Annotated in this window: 13 protein-coding genes; 6 read left to right on the forward strand and 7 right to left on the reverse strand. The window is 51.1% G+C overall.

The genetic code is table 11. The features are described 5' to 3' along the window. The coding region (locus ACFFLD_RS20195) for an amino acid permease (protein ID WP_386043482.1) at positions 1 to 1,329 on the reverse strand (1,329 nt) is incomplete at its 3' end. 473 nt (positions 1,330 to 1,802) lie between these two features. Between ACFFLD_RS20195 and ACFFLD_RS20200 the strand changes: the two genes are divergently transcribed. Beyond that, complete coding sequence (locus ACFFLD_RS20200; protein WP_386043484.1) at positions 1,803 to 2,378, forward strand: adenylate kinase; 576 nt, start codon at positions 1,803 to 1,805, stop codon at positions 2,376 to 2,378. 24 nt (positions 2,379 to 2,402) lie between these two features. Here ACFFLD_RS20200 and ACFFLD_RS20205 read toward each other — a convergent pair whose 3' ends face one another. The 4 genes from ACFFLD_RS20205 to ACFFLD_RS20220 all read right to left on the reverse strand — a co-directional run bounded on the left by ACFFLD_RS20205 (position 2,403) and on the right by ACFFLD_RS20220 (position 6,881). Continuing rightward, complete coding sequence (locus ACFFLD_RS20205; RefSeq protein ID WP_386043486.1) at positions 2,403 to 3,323, reverse strand: LysR family transcriptional regulator; 921 nt, start codon at positions 3,321 to 3,323, stop codon at positions 2,403 to 2,405. Positions 3,324 to 3,496: 173 nt separating this feature from the next. After that, the gene (locus ACFFLD_RS20210; RefSeq protein ID WP_386043488.1) at positions 3,497 to 4,126 is read right to left on the reverse strand and encodes an SDR family oxidoreductase; all 630 of its coding nucleotides are present in this window, start codon (positions 4,124 to 4,126) and stop codon (positions 3,497 to 3,499) included. An 81-nt stretch (positions 4,127 to 4,207) separates the two neighbouring features. Beyond that, complete coding sequence (locus ACFFLD_RS20215) at positions 4,208 to 5,242, reverse strand: DUF2235 domain-containing protein (RefSeq protein WP_386043490.1); 1,035 nt, start codon at positions 5,240 to 5,242, stop codon at positions 4,208 to 4,210. 28 nt (positions 5,243 to 5,270) lie between these two features. Then, positions 5,271 to 6,881 carry a PQQ-dependent sugar dehydrogenase gene (locus tag ACFFLD_RS20220; RefSeq protein WP_386043492.1) on the reverse strand — a complete coding sequence of 537 codons (1,611 nt, stop codon included), beginning with the start codon at positions 6,879 to 6,881 and terminating at the stop codon, positions 5,271 to 5,273. Positions 6,882 to 7,028: 147 nt separating this feature from the next. Here ACFFLD_RS20220 and ACFFLD_RS20225 point away from each other — a divergent pair, with 147 nt between their 5' ends. Beyond that, on the forward strand, positions 7,029 to 7,964 hold the full coding sequence (locus ACFFLD_RS20225; RefSeq protein WP_386043496.1) for a glycerophosphodiester phosphodiesterase: 936 nt from the start codon (positions 7,029 to 7,031) through the stop codon (positions 7,962 to 7,964). 56 nt (positions 7,965 to 8,020) lie between these two features. On the opposite strand, the gene ACFFLD_RS20230 is transcribed toward ACFFLD_RS20225, so the two are convergent. Continuing rightward, complete coding sequence (locus ACFFLD_RS20230) at positions 8,021 to 8,929, reverse strand: dihydrodipicolinate synthase family protein (RefSeq protein ID WP_386043498.1); 909 nt, start codon at positions 8,927 to 8,929, stop codon at positions 8,021 to 8,023. Positions 8,930 to 9,418: 489 nt separating this feature from the next. Here ACFFLD_RS20230 and ACFFLD_RS20235 point away from each other — a divergent pair, with 489 nt between their 5' ends. The 4 genes from ACFFLD_RS20235 (at position 9,419) to ACFFLD_RS20250 (ending at position 14,680) form a co-directional block, all read left to right on the forward strand. Further along, positions 9,419 to 9,763 carry a hypothetical protein gene (locus ACFFLD_RS20235; RefSeq protein ID WP_386043602.1) on the forward strand — a complete coding sequence of 115 codons (345 nt, stop codon included), beginning with the start codon at positions 9,419 to 9,421 and terminating at the stop codon, positions 9,761 to 9,763. Continuing rightward, positions 9,732 to 10,949 carry a hypothetical protein gene (locus tag ACFFLD_RS20240; protein ID WP_386043500.1) on the forward strand — a complete coding sequence of 406 codons (1,218 nt, stop codon included), beginning with the start codon at positions 9,732 to 9,734 and terminating at the stop codon, positions 10,947 to 10,949. The genes ACFFLD_RS20235 and ACFFLD_RS20240 overlap by 32 nt, the downstream gene beginning before the upstream one ends. A 31-nt stretch (positions 10,950 to 10,980) precedes the next feature. Next, positions 10,981 to 13,806 carry a bifunctional diguanylate cyclase/phosphodiesterase gene (locus tag ACFFLD_RS20245; RefSeq protein WP_386043502.1) on the forward strand — a complete coding sequence of 942 codons (2,826 nt, stop codon included), beginning with the start codon at positions 10,981 to 10,983 and terminating at the stop codon, positions 13,804 to 13,806. A gap of 61 nt (positions 13,807 to 13,867) precedes the next feature. Further along, the gene (locus tag ACFFLD_RS20250) at positions 13,868 to 14,680 is read left to right on the forward strand and encodes a PEP-CTERM/exosortase system-associated acyltransferase (protein WP_386043504.1); all 813 of its coding nucleotides are present in this window, start codon (positions 13,868 to 13,870) and stop codon (positions 14,678 to 14,680) included. Positions 14,681 to 14,697: 17 nt separating this feature from the next. On the opposite strand, the gene ACFFLD_RS20255 is transcribed toward ACFFLD_RS20250, so the two are convergent. After that, on the reverse strand, positions 14,698 to 15,342 hold the full coding sequence (locus ACFFLD_RS20255; RefSeq protein ID WP_386043506.1) for a hypothetical protein: 645 nt from the start codon (positions 15,340 to 15,342) through the stop codon (positions 14,698 to 14,700). Positions 15,343 to 15,351 lie beyond the last annotated feature (9 nt).

Consider the following 15,351-nt stretch of genomic DNA (forward strand, 5'->3'; position numbering starts at 1 on the left):
CACGCCGAAGTAGAGCGCCACGCGCTGCTGGGGATCAAAGGCGATGCCAATACACGCCGCCAGGCAGGCCGCAAAGGCGATCAGCGGTACCCAGGGGTAGAACGGCGTGCGGTAGACCAGATCCTCAAGACGCCCTCCTCCGCGCAGATAGTGGCGGCGGAAGTTGAGCTGGCTGAGCGCGATCGCCATCCACACCACCACCACAGCCAAGCCGGAAATCGACACCAGCACCAGATAGACGGTCTCAGGGGCATACATGCTGGAAAACAGCGCGCCGAAACCGCCGATCATGCTGAGCAGCAGCGCGTTCATGGGAATGCCGCGTTTGTTAAGTCGACCAAGTGACTTGGGCAGAGTGCCCTGATCCGACAGTGTCCAGAGCATGCGCGATGAGGCATACAGGCCCGAATTGGCCGCCGAGAGCAGCGCGGTGATAATCACGAAGTTCATGATATCGGCAGCACCCGGCACGCCCAGACGCTGGAATACCGCCACGAACGGACTTTGACTGAGCCCGGCTTCGCTTTGGGGTAGCAGCGCCGCGATCACGATGATAGTACCAACGAAAAACAGGATGAGCCGCCACAGCGTCGCGCGGATAGCCTTGGGCACATTACGCGCCGGGTCGACGGTTTCGCCAGCGGCAATGCCGATCAGCTCGGTGCCGGAAAAGGCAAACATCACCGCCAGCAAGGTGGTGCCAATGGCCAGCAGGCTCGGCGACATGGCGCCTTCGCCCCAGAACGCCGACAGCCCAGGCGATGCCACCCCGGCGCCGCTTGCATCCTGCAGCGGCACCCAGCCAATAATCGCGCCTGCGCCGACAATGACGAACACCACTACCGCGATCACCTTGATCAGCGAGAGCCAGAACTCGGACTCGGCAAAAAAGCGCGAGGTAAAGGCGTTCACACCAAACACGATGGCCGCGAACATGCCGCTCCAGTACCAGCCGGGGATATCCGGAAACCAGCGCCCCATGAACACCGCCGCGGCGGTAAATTCCGAGCCCAGCGCTACCGTCCAGGTGAGCCAATACATCCAAGCCACCATATAGCCGGTGCCGGGGCCGATATAGCGGCTGGCGTGGGCGCTGAACGCGCCGGAGTCCGGCATATGCACGGCAAGCTCACCCAGACACATCATCACCAGCCAGGCGACGATGCCGCCCACCAGATACGCCAATACCGCGCCCGTAGGCCCGGCCTGCTGCACGGTATAGCCGGAGCTTAAAAATAGCCCGGTGCCAATCACACCGCCAAGCGACAACATCACCAAATGACGCGTCTGCATACTGCGCTTGAAGTGCGCGCCCTCTTGCTCGTTCATAGTGCGTCCTAGATTTGCCTAACGGGCCATTGGTGCCCTGCGGTATCACTCATTAGGCGCACTATATTAGTGCAAATCAAAACCACCAAAAAGGAATAAAAAAATAATTTTATATTCCTTTTTTATATACACCTTTTGTATACATGCTGAACTGCAACGCCAATCGTTCAGGGCTTTGTTTCAACATGCACGATGGCGAGGAGAAATGAACAGCGGGGTCACCCCGCTTTATAATGAGCAGATACCGGCATGATCAGTAGTGACGCCAACATCAAACAAGGAGATGGGCGCCGCCTTAACGCAAGGGTTGATGCGCGACATTAGTGAAGGAGGCCCCTTGCTTAGACAAAGGTGCCTTAATGATTGGAGGCAATGAGCGTACCGCCCGCGGCCATGAACAAGCCGCCGGTTGCCAGATTTGCTCGCCCTATGCTTTGAACATAAACTGTTGCGCCGCAAAAAAGAGATTCGTCATGAAGATCAATGTGGTCGGCAGTAGCGGCAGTGGTAAAAGCACGCTCTCCCAGCGGCTCGCCAAGACACTCGACGTTCCCTACATTCAGTTGGACCAGCTCTTCTGGCGGCCCCATTGGCAAGGCACCCCTGACGAGGCGTTTTTCGCCAAGCTGCAAGCGGCGCTCGAAAGCGCCCCGGATGGCTGGGTGCTGGACGGCAACTTCAACCGCACGCGCGATATCAAATGGCGCGAGGTCGACATGATCGTATGGCTCGACTACGGTTTCTGGCGCACCTCCTGGCAGGGATTCAAGCGCGCAGTCGTGCGGATCAAAAGCCGCGAGGAACTGTGGCCAGGAACAGGCAACCGCGAAACCTTCCGTCAAACCTTTTTAAGCCGCGACTCTATTTTACTCTGGATGCTCACACACTGGCGCTCGAACCGCTGGCGTTACTTTGACGATTCTATCGACGCGCGCTACCGCCACATCAACTTTATCCGGCTCACCCACCCTGATGAAGCAGACGCACTTATAAAGTACCTGGCCGCGCAGCAGGCTCAATCCACCTCCCCTACTGCGCCCATGTATTGATGCCTTCATGACTGGAAAGCGACGTTAGCCGTTTAGCGGTTCTTGATGATGACTGACCAACTCCGCCAGAAAATCAGCCACTGCACGCACACGACCTGACTGGGTGAGATCTGTCTGAATAACCAGATAGATCGGCTGGCTCACTCCTATATCGGCAGCCACGCAGGCTAGCCCGGCCTTGGACGCCAAAAAATGGGGCAATACAGCAAGTCCAAGCCCCGCCTTGGCGGCGGCTACCTGAGTAGCGATTGACGTGGTGGTGATCGCCGGTTCACGACCTTGCAACGTATCCTCGATCCAGCGGGCGGCAGGCAAATGAGCGTATGTTTCATCCCAGGCAATATAGGACTCCGCTTCATGTTGGCTCGCGTCTTCGCCGGTATTGCGCGCGACATAACGTTCGCTGGCGTAAAGCCCATAGCCCAGCGTTCCCAGGCGGCGCAGCGTGACGTTGCCCCGCTCGGGCTTGACCATGCGCAGCGCCAGATCAGCATCGCGCCGGTGTAGGTTGGCGGTCGCGATATCGGTCACCAGTTCCAGCGTAATCCCGGGATACTGCTCATGGAAACGCGTCAAGGCTGGCAAGATCAGCGCGGTGGCCAGATTCTCGGCGGTAGCCAGGCGCACTCGGCCGGTTAGCTGGCTGGCGTGGGTAACGCCGGTGCTAAACGCGGCTGCTGCGGCCTCCAGGGCTTCGGCTTTTTCCATTAGCCCTGCGCCTTCCTGGGTTAACTGATAGCCCGACTGGTGGCGCACAAACAGCGGCAACTTCAAGGCTTTTTCCATGCGCTCGATACGTCGGGCGAGCGTGGCTATACCCAGCTTTAATTGCGTTGCTGCGCCACTTAGCGTGCCGTGGCGGGCCACTGCCAAAAAGGCACGCGTATCATCCCACACCCACCCTGGGGGCATTTGCTTTTCAAAACCGGGAAGTGGCATGTTCATTTCGCTCGTTATAGTGAATCGCGACAGGTGTTGGCGTGATGGGAGGCAGAGTCTACTGCTAGATGACTAAAGACAACTTGCACGGCCACCGAACATTGGCCGGTGACCGCCATGTGCCCAAAGGCACCAAGAGGGTGAGTGCCGTTGGGGCTTCGGTGTGGCTCACGCCACGCTTACAGAATTATATCGCCAATCGCGCGTTGCCCATCCAGCAACAGATACTCCTGGTTGATCACACTGGGCGTTTGCACGGTGTGGAGTAGCGCATGAGCGACATTGGCGCGCGAGATCTGATTATCGCCTGCTTCATCAAATGAGCTGGCAAACTGCTGGCTCGCCTCTTCATCGGTCAGCCGTCCAGGTTTAAGAATGACGTAGGAAAGGCCACTGTTGCGCAAGTGGGCATCCGCGGCAAACTTGGCGGCCATATAGGGGCGCATCTTTTCAGGTGCCTCCAAAGGAACTTCCGAGCGCATGGCGCTGATCATGATGTAGCGCGAGAGACCTTTTTGCTTGGCGATATCGGCGGTACGAATGGCCCCAAAAAGATCGATCATCAAGGTCTTGTCCGGACCGGTATGAGGGCCAGAGCCCGCCGTAAAGATCACTTGATCGCACCCTTCAAACGCGTGCTCAAAATCACCTTCCAGGTCTCCAACCACGGTATCTATACCGCGGTCTTTAAACCAGGCAGCCTGCTCCTCGTTGCGAATCATTGCTTTAATCGACGTGCCCGCTTGGTGGGCCAGCTCGCAAAACTGCTTGCCGATCTGCCCGTTCGCACCAATCACTAACGTTGTCATAACGCCTCCTTGTGAATTTGCTGTCGCTTTATCTATGCAGGCACCTAAACGAAATTCAACCGTTGGTTGCTATTACGTTTATCACGTTCCCAGTGGGAGCCCTTCCCAACCGTATTGTTCCACCAACGCTTTTAAGGCAGGTGGGCGATAGTTATCGTCCCGCTCATAGCGCGCCTTAACGCTAGGATGAATAAGCATGGGATGATCGTTAGGCATTAACGCCCTGTCCAAAGGACGCTTAAAGCGATAAACATGCTTGCGAGACTGGTGGATATTGCCTTGCACACCGTCAGTCAGGCGATTGTGCAGATGTGATTCCGTTATTAAACCAGCGGCGTTGGCTTCCTTTAGCATCCAGGCAAGGGGTGTATCTGAGGCCTGGGTCCCGTTTTTATCCGGTGAGTAGGCGCCGCCAATATCCGCATGCGCGCCAGCGAACCATATCTGTTCAAGATCAACGCCTTCTCTGGGTGTCCAAAGCGTGGGCGCAAAATCTTCACGCTTTTCATCAATCGCCAGTGCGTGGCGAGCAATATCGACGTTAGCCCCCATTTTGGTGTCGTAGAACTCATCGTGGCTATCAAATAGCCCCATCAGGCTGAACGGAATACCCAGCGCGCCTACGGTGTCCCATACGCCGATAAAATGTATATCGCGTGAAGCGTGACTGTAGTCGGCCCGGAATTGCCGGGCCGCCTTACCCTTAGGGTGGTTGGTTTTGGTTGGGCTTTTATAGATTTTCCAGGCCTGGGTGATTAGCTGAGCATCTTCACGCTTTACAATGCCGCAGTTGTTGATCAAACCACTAAGCGCCCGCACAGTGTAGGCACCACGGCTAAAGCCGAAGAAGTAGAGCTGGTCACCTGGGGCGTAGTTCTGAATAATATAACGGTAGCCGTCAACGATATTTTTATGAATCCCAACGCCGGTAACTCCCGCACTGATGCGGCTGTGGTAAGAACCCAATCCCCAATCGTAAAACACGTGTTGTCTTAACTCACCGGTGTCAGGCTTGATCGCGCGGGCAAGCTTTAGCACATTGGTGGGAAAATCTTTTTCCAGGTCTTCTTCGGGACGGTTCCAGGTGCCATCTGCACAGATCACGATATTGGCCATAAAGTTTTCCCTGTTACAGTGTCTCCATTTATTGCTGGGGGGTTACCCGTAGCACCCTGCCGTCAGGGCTGTCGGTCAGTAGATATAACGCTCCCTCAGGACCCATAAGCACCTCTCTAATGCGCTCTCCCAATTCGCCGAACAACCGTTCAACTTCCGTTGCGCGAGTACCCTCATCGTCGATATGCACACGGCGTACGTCACGAGAAGCCAGTCCCCCGACAAATAGATCGCCCTGCCATTGGGGAAATAGCGCTCCCGTGTAAAGCGCCATGCCAGAGGGGGCGATGGAGGGCGTCCATTCCAATAGCGCTGATTCGGTGCCTGGATACGTGTGGTAAGGCGTTATGTGCGCGCCGTTATAATCCAGCCCGCCCGTGGCCATAGGCCAGCCGTAGTTTGCGCCGGGTTTAATGATATTAATTTCATCGCCTCCACGCGGGCCATGCTCGTGAGCAATCAACCGCTGGTGCTGAGTATCGAATAACAGTCCCTGCACGTTGCGATGGCCATAGCTATAGATTTCGGGGCGCGCATCGTCGCGGCCAACAAAGGGGTTGTCGTCCGGCACGCTGCCGTCCTGGTTCAAACGCACGATACTACCGATATGGTTATGCAGATTCTGGGCCTGTTCACGGTAATCAAAGCCATCGCCCAAGGTGAGAATCAGCGTGTCATCCGGTAGCCAGGCCAGGCGGCCGCCAAAGTGAGAAAAGTGCTTTTTGGAAGGCTGGACACGAAATATTTCAGTCACGTTTTCCACGCGGGTATCCGCCAGTGTACCGGTGCCCAGGCAGGTATGGTTGGCTTCGTGAGTGCCACAGGCATAGCTAAAGAAAATCTTCTGATCAGTTTCAAAATCCGGCGATATCAGGATATCGAAAAGCCCTGCATTGCCACCCGTGTAAACAGCCGGCATACCGCTAAGCGACGCCACCAGCGTATCGCCATCCGGCCCAAGCAGGCGCAGGCGGCCTGGGCGCTCTGTCACCAGCAGGCGGCCATCCGGCAGAAACGCGAGCGACCAAGGGTACTCAAGCGAATCAGCAAACGTAGCCACGTGGTAGGACGGCTCGGCTTGCGCCTGTACCGGGGGTACGAGCGTCATAAGGCCGCTGACGCCCCCTACCAACAGAACACTGTATAGCCCGCTAGCATTGCGCACCTTAGGCGCTGACGAGTACCTTTCCGAACGCTTTTTGAGTACCGCAAACAACCAGCCCGCCAGTGCCGCCGTTATCAGCATGGCGACCAATCCTAACGTGCCTCGGGTAGCCGCGATAAACGTGGGCATAGGGGCGAAGGCATCAACGATTTTTATGCTAACCAGTAACCCTAACGCTGCTGCGCCCGTACTTAAGAGCGCCAAAAACCTACCACCCAGCCATTTGCAGAGCACGATCGCCGCCAGTTGTGACAATAGAAACCCTACTGAGAATAGCAGTGCGTAGATCGGCGCAAAGCTGACCAGATCGATAAGCGTGGTTTCCAGGCGTTGCGCTAGTGGAATCTCTACACCAATACCTTGAAGCGCGTTCAGATTGAACTGGGTTTGCACCACGCTGCCCAGCGCCACCCCGAACAGCAGAGCAATTGCAAAACTGATCAGGGAGGGCAGCCATCGTTTCGTTTTGGTCATAACGTGTTCCCTAGCGCTTGGCTCATATCCATTTATTCACTTAAAAGACTAGCAGTTTTCGCTCACGTGAAGACGAAAAGCGCGACTAGGTTTTATGGCTAGATCCGTGTAGGGTTATTAAACAACCATTCAATATAAGGAACAGCCATGCAACGGCATTTATTGATTATCTCGACCACAGTGGGTCTTTTTGCTGGTGCTGCTAGTACCTCTGCACTCGCAGATACCTCGCCACTTGAGCAACAGCTAAAAGATCTAGCGTCGTTTCAGGTAATTGCCCACCGTGGCGCCAGCGGACACGCCCCAGAAAGCACGATGGCGGCCTATGAACTGGCCCACGAGTGGGATGTCGATTACCTGGAGCTGGACGCTCAAATCACCGCCGACGGTGAGGTAGTCGTGTTTCATGATGACACCATTGAGCGCACCAGTAACGGCGAAGGCGCGATCACCGACTACACCCTGGAAGAGCTCAAAGCGCTGGATACCGGCACTTGGTTTAATGAGGCAAACCCCGGTAGTGCCGACCCCACCTTTGTAGGCGCGAAGATACTAACGTTGGACGAGGTATTAGAGCGCTTTGGCCACGATGCTCGCTACTACATAGAAACCAAGTCGCCGCATTTAAATCCTGGCCTGGAAGAGGCATTGGTAGCCATACTTGAAGAGCACGACATGATCGACAGTGGGCACGTACTGGTGCAGTCTTTTGAGCAAGAAAGTCTGCAAAAAATGCACCAACTCAACGAAAACGTTCCGCTTATCCAATTGGTATGGTATTACCCAAGCGAAGAAGACGACTCGCGTCTAGTGGAGTGGACAGGAGTGACACCTGGGCCTGCTGACATCGCCGACGAGGATTTTCAGGCAGTGGCGGAATACGCGGTCGGCATTGGCTCTAATTTCATCTATGAAGGCCAGGAAGTGATTGATGCTGATTTTATCCGCCAAGCTAATGAAAACGACCTACAGGTACATGTCTATACCATCAATGAAACCGATGAGATGAAACGCTTAATGGATATGGGCGTAAACGGGTTATTCACTAACTATCCCGATCGCCTGCTTGAGCTCGTTGAGTAATTGCCATGCAGACATGCCCTCGCCCAGCCTTGGCTGGGCGTTTTATTGGCGCTGTGTTAGTACTTAAATTCAGCTGCTAGGCTTAGTTTTTCCAGCACCTGCTCCACTTTTATGCGGTCATCACCCTGCAGTGTTTTTAGCGGTTGAGGCAAGCAAGGCTGACGGACGTTGCCCGTCACTTCTGCAATCGTGGCGGCCACCCTCAAGCTACCCCCATACTCACGATAAAGCGCCCATAACGGTTCTAGTGCATCAGAAAGCGCCTCGGCCTGTTTAGCATCCCCTGCTTGAGCAGCCCGAGTGAGTGCCAGTGCAGCGTTAGGATATAGCCCACCGATAACGGAGTACCACGCATCGCAGCCAGCATTTAGCCCCACCGCCGCTACCGGGTCGCCGCTGATACCGATAGTGACATCGTGGGGGATCAGCGCACGCAACCGAGCGATGCGCTCACGTGCTGTTGCCAGGTCGTTGATGACTGGCGGAATCTTGATAGAACGAATCTGAGGCAGGTGAGCAATACGCCCGTGCAGTTCATCGCTAAATTCAAAATGTGTAGTGCCCGGATTGTCGTAAACACATAGCGGCACACTCAATGAATGACAGACGGTTTTATAAAGATCGAACACTTCATCATCGGTCAATTTTTGATAGGAAACGGGAGCTAGCAGAACTCCACTCGCACCCGCTTTCTGGGCATTATCGGCGTTCGTCAGTACATCGCGGGTGCGAAGCGCACCAATCCCCACCACCACTGGCACATCCCCAGCGTTCTCGACGCAATGTTTAGCGACGCGAGCGCGCTCCTCAACACTCAAATAGGCGTAACTGCCGGTCGACCCCAGCACGCCAATGGAATCCACCTGGGCCTCGGCCAAGCGCGTAACTAAACCAATTAACGATTGCTCTTGGATGCCCTGCTCGTTCAAAGGGGTGAGTGGAAACGCACTTAGGCCAGTAAACATGATGCATTATCCTTGTGGTTAGGGTGGGCCAATACATGAAATGAAAAAACAGTAATAACAAGACTGAAACATTCATCATATTGGTACTGCCGATGACTTAGCGACTGATACTGTTACCCAAGGTTATAACCTTACCCCCCCTGTAATTCTCATTAATTTGTTGTAGTGTTTAGAAATAAATTGTGCCGAGATGGCAGGATAGGGTTTTGTATTATTTTACATTTAAATCAAAAAATTAGCTTGACAAAATTATAATGCCTTAGGAGGCAATGTCATCAAGTCATATGCACAGCAAGGACAGAGACTCTCTTCATGGTGCATGGGCTTGGCATCACGAAAATACCGGAACAATATCTCACAATGATACCGTTTGTGATAATCGGCGGCTGTGTTCGACGAGCCTACCGATCACTCATTTCCCTATTGATCATGGCTTGGCTATTAATCGCTTCAACACAAGTGGCGTCTCGGGAGCCACCTGTCTTGCTAGTGGCCAATTCAAATGTATCCACCCAATGGCTCAATCGCGACACGACGCGCGCCATATTTGCTATGCGCCAACGTACCTGGCCCTCCGGTCAAGCTGTGCAGGTATTTGTTTTAGGGAGCAACCACGCTATTCATGCCCGCTTCTGTAAAGAGCATTTATCGGTTTACCCACACCAATTACAGCTGGCATGGGACCGCATGGTTTTCTCCGGCACAGGCCAAGCACCCAACCGGGTAAAGGATCAATTGGAAATGCGTGAGAGGGTTGCCAATACACCTGGCGCAATAGGCTATCTTGAAAGGGAGTATCTGGATGACAGTGTCCAAGTCATTTCAATGGAATGAACGTTACGTTTTAGCCGCTACCGTAGGCGCAATAACGTCATGCTTTTCAGCTTATGCGCTAAGTGATAATGGCGTCATGGACACACTTCAAGTGCATGGTTTTCTTAGCCAAGCACTCGTCATTACGGATGAAAACAATTTTTTTGGTCAAAGCAGTAAAGATAACGGTAGTTTAGAATTTACCGAGATTGGCCTAAACGCCTCGCTACGCCCTCATCAAGACGTGTTGCTTGCTGTTCAGGCGCTAAGCCGCAATACGGGTGATAACTTGGCTGATGCAACTCCCAAGCTAGATTACGGCCTCATTGACTATCAGATTATTTCTAATCAACAACGTACCTCAGGTATTCAGCTAGGTAGATTCAAAAATCCGTTTGGTTTTTACAACCAGACTCGAGATGTCGCCTTTACTCGTCCGAGCATATTACTCCCTCAATCCATTTATTTTGAACGCACTCGCTCCTTAGGCCTTTCAGGAGACGGTATGAGTCTCTACCACGAAGAAAGAGTTCCTAATGGAATAGTGCGAACACAGATAGGTGTGGGGCGTGCTCGCATGGAAGATGATGTAGAACAAACACTGGGGCTTGATCAATTCCCGGGTTCTCTGGATGCAGGCTCTTCCGTGATTGGTCAAGTCCGCTATGAACATGACGGAGGCCGTTTTGTGACTGCCATTAGTGCTGCAAATGCTAATGCCGATTACTCATCCACCTCTGATGCTCCCGGTGATGGCTCTTTCCGCTTTCGACCTTGGGTGCTTTCTTTCCAGTACAACCAAGAACATTGGACATTAACTACTGAATATGCAATTAGAACATTAGAACTTACAGGTTTTGACTCCTTTCCCGATTCAAGTCGAACTGGTGAAAGTTGGTATGTTCAATTTACTCGCCGCTTAGATAGCCAATGGCAGTGGCTTGTCCGCTATGACAGTCTTATTAATAACCGCGATGATCGCTCCGGTCGCACATTTGCAGCAGAAGGCAAAGGACCTGCACATTCCCAATATTCAGACGACTTAACGTTCGGTTTGCAATGGACTCCCCACCCTCAAATCATGGTCGCTGGTGAATACCATTATATAGATGGTACTGGATGGCTTCCAAATAGGGACAATATCGACTCAACACAAATTAGTCAGCGTTGGAATATGTTTTTATTCCAATTATCGCTGCGTTTCTAAACAATAATCTATATAGCTGGAAACAGTAGCGATGAAAAAGATTATGCAATTTCGTAATTTTTATCGATTCGGTCTTACATGGCGAGTCACCGCTTTAAGTAGCCTATTACTACTTGTATTGGTTTCGTTGTTTACCTGGATTGGTCATGAGAATCTGACGCGCCAATTTGCAGAAAGCCGGTCGCAACATCACGAAAGACAGCAGCGTGAGATTCATCTAGCTCTGAAAAGATCGTCCGACAACCTTCGCCAGCTAGCCGGATTAACCGCTGCGTCAGCAGGGTTGGGGCTCCCCCTCCAAACAAGAAACTTACCGGAGCTTGAAAGTGCATTAGATGCGTTATGGCCAACGTTACAGCTTGAAGCAGGCATTGATGATATTTTAGTAGTTGATAGTAACGGTAGAACGTTAGGTAACTGGGGCATTAACGACACTAAAAATAGCTTGCCAATACAAAGCTGGATCAATCAGGTTTTAAATAATGAGGTGCCATTAACGACCCTACGCTGCACTTCCAGTTGCCAACAATTTGCAGCAGTACCTGTATTGGTAGAAGGAGAAAGCGTTGGGATGGTAGTCCTATCTCGCTCGCTAGCGGATGTCACGCGACAAGCCAAAGAAGTATCTAATAGTGAGATTGCACTCCTGGTCACCGGTTCCTTTAACGAAAGCACCGTCGGTTCTAGTCGTCAGTTAACAGGTTGGAATGGGCATATTGTTGCTTTAACTCATGAAGAGCATAGTTTAGAGCCACTTCGACATGCAGCCAGCAACGTTTCAGTGCAGCAGCTACTAATGTCACCATTGCGCTTACAGCATGAAGGACGCAACCTGGAACTTAGCGCAGTCTTTATGGAAGAAGAGTATCCCAGCAGCAATACCGGCTATTTTCTTTTAATTTCCGATATCACCGAGCAATTGATGGCTATCAAACATGATACTCGTCTTTTATTAACGGTGGGCGTGATCGGCTGGTTAGCGGCCGAGTTAATGCTGTTATTAATTCTAATGGGGCCCATGTCCAGGTTGCGCAGGGTAGCCGATTTATTGCCACGGTTAGCGAGTGGAGGTTTTGATGAAATTCGCACCGCAATACCAGCAAAGCAAAGCGCCATTCCTGATGAAATTGACGTACTGGAAAGCACTACGTTAGCACTTTCTCTACAGCTTGAAAGCCTGGAAACTGAAGTAAGAGATCGAGGCAATCAACTAACGGAGCGAATCAACGATTTAGCAAACGAGCGCGACTTTATAGGTAGCTTATTAGACACAGCACAAGTCTTTATTATTGCCCAAGATAGCGCTGGCCGTATCAGTCTCGTCAACGACTATACCTGTAAAATGCTGGAATTAAGCGAACCTTCACTGTTAGGTCGCCACTTTGTTGATATTTTCTCACCTGGTTCTCCTTCTCCCGTCGCAAGTTTTGACACACCTTGCCATGAAGAACAAACCTTTATCTCACCTAGTCAGTATTTACATACCATTGCCTGGTACCACGCCCCGCTTCGCTCGAGCGATGATGGCTACGTTTCCAGGATTTCGGTTGGCCTGGATATTACCGAACGTAAGTCTGCCGAGGCACGTTTAGTGTGGCTAGCAGAGCGAGATTTACTGACTGAGCTTTATAATCGCCGTCAGTTCCAGGAAGAATTACAAAAAGCCATTTGGCATCACCAGCACGGAGCCGTGCTATTACTGGACCTGGACCAATTCAAAGAAGTGAATGAGCTTAACGGCCATTACATAGGTGATAAATTATTACGCGAGGTAGCCAATACGCTTTCTCTCAACCTTGGTCATCGTAGCGTTATTGCTCGGTTGGGGGGCGATGAATTTGCATTATTGTTAGTAAACGCGGATGCCAACCACGCCACTGGAATAGCCCAGCAAATAGTTCAACTACTGGATAGCATGAGCTTTAAAGTTGCTAAACGGCGATTAAGAGTAACGGCGAGCATCGGTATTGCACTGTTTCCCGACCATGGAGGCTCTGCGGCAGACATTATGGCAAGTGCCGACGTAGCGATGTATAAAGCGAAAGAAAATGGGTTACAGCACTGGCATCTTCTATCTAAGACTGAGAATACCAAAGAAGCTCTGCAAGAACGTGTTTCCTGGGTTGAACGTATACGGACAGCGCTTGAAGAAGACAGCTTCGAACTGATGGTACAGCCGATTATGCGACTGGAAGATCAGGACGTTAAGCACCATGAAGTGCTGCTAAGAATGCGTGATCCAGATGGCAATCTAATCTCTCCTGGCCACTTTATACCTGTTGCTGAACAAAGTGGGCAAATCATCCAAATCGATAGATGGGTATTACGCCATAGTTTAAAAGCGCTCAGCCAGCTTCAGCAAAAAGGCATTACGCTGGCGGTAAACCTCTCTGGACAATCGTTACACGACGAAGGATTAAAGCAGTTTCTTGCCAATGAATTAGCAGCAAGTGGTGCCGACCCCCATCATTTGATTTTGGAAGTCACTGAAACAGCCGCAGTGACTGACTTCTCCACCGCTCGTGGTGTGTTGCAGGCATTTAGAGATTTAGGCTGCCGAGCAGCCTTGGATGATTTTGGAGTTGGGTTTAGTAGCTTCCATTACCTGGGTCAGTTGCCGGTTGATTATATTAAGATTGATGGCTCTTTTATTCGAAGCCTACTGATCAGTCCTGATAGCCGTGTTATTGTTCGAGCCATTGCCGATATTGCCACTGGATTTGGCAAACAAACGATTGCTGAGTTTGTTGAACAAGAAGACTTACTTCCAATATTGAAGTCGTATGGTATAACTTATGGTCAAGGTTATCACTTGGGAAGGCCTGGAAAAATAACTGAATTGATTAACAAACCATAAGTATTAATGACATCTGTCATTAATTAGCATTAGCAAACCATACAATGACTAGGAAAAAGGCATGGCCCCAACAGAAAACATTCGCCCTCCGAAATCCTTAGATACAATGCCGTTCAACAAACTGCTAGAAGATTACGAATTTACGATTGCAAGAACTAGCGAGGAAAGAAACCGAGCTTTGTTTTTAAGGCATGAGGTTTTCTTGCAAGAATTCAATTATGAAATGACGGAAGATCAAACTAAAAACTTTGAAATTGATGATTATGATACAACCTCTATTCACTGTTTAATAGAACATAAAAGAAGCGGCATGCTTGCAGGCTGCATGAGGTTAGTAATGCCATCGGCTGACACCTCCTCTAAACTCAGCAAGCTACCGGTAGAGATACAAGGTGATGGTAAACTTAATCATGATACATTTCACCCTGGCTTGATGCCTAAACAACAGACATGCGAGGTGTCACGCCTAGCAATTTCTCGTCGTTTTCGTGCCCGTCAAAAAACAGACACTCCGGTAGATAACGCAGCTGATGGTAAAAAATTCACACTGGAAGAAGAAAAGACATTCCCATTAATAGCTATTGGACTTTTCTTATGCACTTACTCCTTAGTTGGGTTAAGTAAAAAAAGACACGTGTTTGCGATGATGGACGCACGTCTACCTAGACTTTTAGCACTGTCAGGTTTTTACTTCACCAAAGTCAGCGAAGCAATAGAATACCATGGCTCAAGATATGCTTTTTACATTGATCATACTAAAGCAGAAAAAGAAATGCATAAGGACTTAATGCCTTTCTATCTACATATTAAGCAGACACTAGCTCCTCAGCTAGAAGAGCTCTTGGCAGCCCAAGAGACCAGCGCTGTAAACTAGCAAACCACTAAAAAGCATTACCCTCCGACATGCTCACCCGATGCTGTCGACTTAAAATCGCTTACCGATACGCTAGTGAATTTCTCCAGGAAAAACACTAGCGTTTCTGGATAACGAAAACGTTCTTCAAACCGCTCCTGCCCTGTTGGCGTTCGCCGCGTCACGTGGGCTCTATATCCCTCTATCGACTTTGTCACTTTAACGCTGTTCTCTCGCTCACTATCGCGGTGGGTGGCGATTAAAAAAGAGCGCCCTGCTAACATTGCGTCTAATTCACGCCCTGCTTCCCGCTCCTTCTGGGATGCCCAGAGTGGTTGGTCACGATCTCCATAGCGATAAAGCAGGATCGCGAGCATGACTGAAAAAATGCTGCTGGCTAGCATCCAGGTTAAGAGAACGCTCGACACCGTCGTTGTCAGCATAATAATTAACTGCATGACACTGCCTACCGCTAGAACAACTGCCAAGGGCCGCCACATACGTGGATTCATAAACCTGCGTTTTAAGATGTATCCCCAGAGACCAGCCACGGCGATAGCGCCCAATAGTAAATACACAGGCGCTAGCAATGTACCCCCGCCTATCGCTAAAGCGATCCCCCCCATGAACAGCATTAAGGTGAAAAAAGCGGCTAACAGACGATAAGCGCGGTCTAGGTTCATCACTCACCT

Origin of the sequence: Vreelandella sulfidaeris, from assembly GCF_042429665.1 — a bacterium.
In the GTDB taxonomy this organism is placed as follows: domain Bacteria; phylum Pseudomonadota; class Gammaproteobacteria; order Pseudomonadales; family Halomonadaceae; genus Vreelandella.

Bases quoted from the DNA above. Each gene is read 5' to 3' on its own strand.
- ACFFLD_RS20210 (WP_386043488.1), bottom strand. From the start codon at position 4,126: ATGACAACGTTAGTGATTGGTGCGAACGGGCAGATCGGCAAGCAGTTT.
- ACFFLD_RS20240 (WP_386043500.1), top strand. From the start codon at position 9,732: ATGACAGTGTCCAAGTCATTTCAATGGAATGAACGTTACGTTTTAGCC.
- ACFFLD_RS20230 (WP_386043498.1), bottom strand. From the start codon at position 8,929: ATGTTTACTGGCCTAAGTGCGTTTCCACTCACCCCTTTGAACGAGCAG.
- ACFFLD_RS20205 (WP_386043486.1), bottom strand. From the start codon at position 3,323: ATGAACATGCCACTTCCCGGTTTTGAAAAGCAAATGCCCCCAGGGTGG.
- ACFFLD_RS20220 (WP_386043492.1), bottom strand. From the start codon at position 6,881: ATGACCAAAACGAAACGATGGCTGCCCTCCCTGATCAGTTTTGCAATT.
- ACFFLD_RS20255 (WP_386043506.1), bottom strand. From the start codon at position 15,342: ATGAACCTAGACCGCGCTTATCGTCTGTTAGCCGCTTTTTTCACCTTA.
- ACFFLD_RS20250 (WP_386043504.1), top strand. From the start codon at position 13,868: ATGGCCCCAACAGAAAACATTCGCCCTCCGAAATCCTTAGATACAATG.
- ACFFLD_RS20200 (WP_386043484.1), top strand. From the start codon at position 1,803: ATGAAGATCAATGTGGTCGGCAGTAGCGGCAGTGGTAAAAGCACGCTC.
- ACFFLD_RS20245 (WP_386043502.1), top strand. From the start codon at position 10,981: ATGAAAAAGATTATGCAATTTCGTAATTTTTATCGATTCGGTCTTACA.
- ACFFLD_RS20225 (WP_386043496.1), top strand. From the start codon at position 7,029: ATGCAACGGCATTTATTGATTATCTCGACCACAGTGGGTCTTTTTGCT.
- ACFFLD_RS20215 (WP_386043490.1), bottom strand. From the start codon at position 5,242: ATGGCCAATATCGTGATCTGTGCAGATGGCACCTGGAACCGTCCCGAA.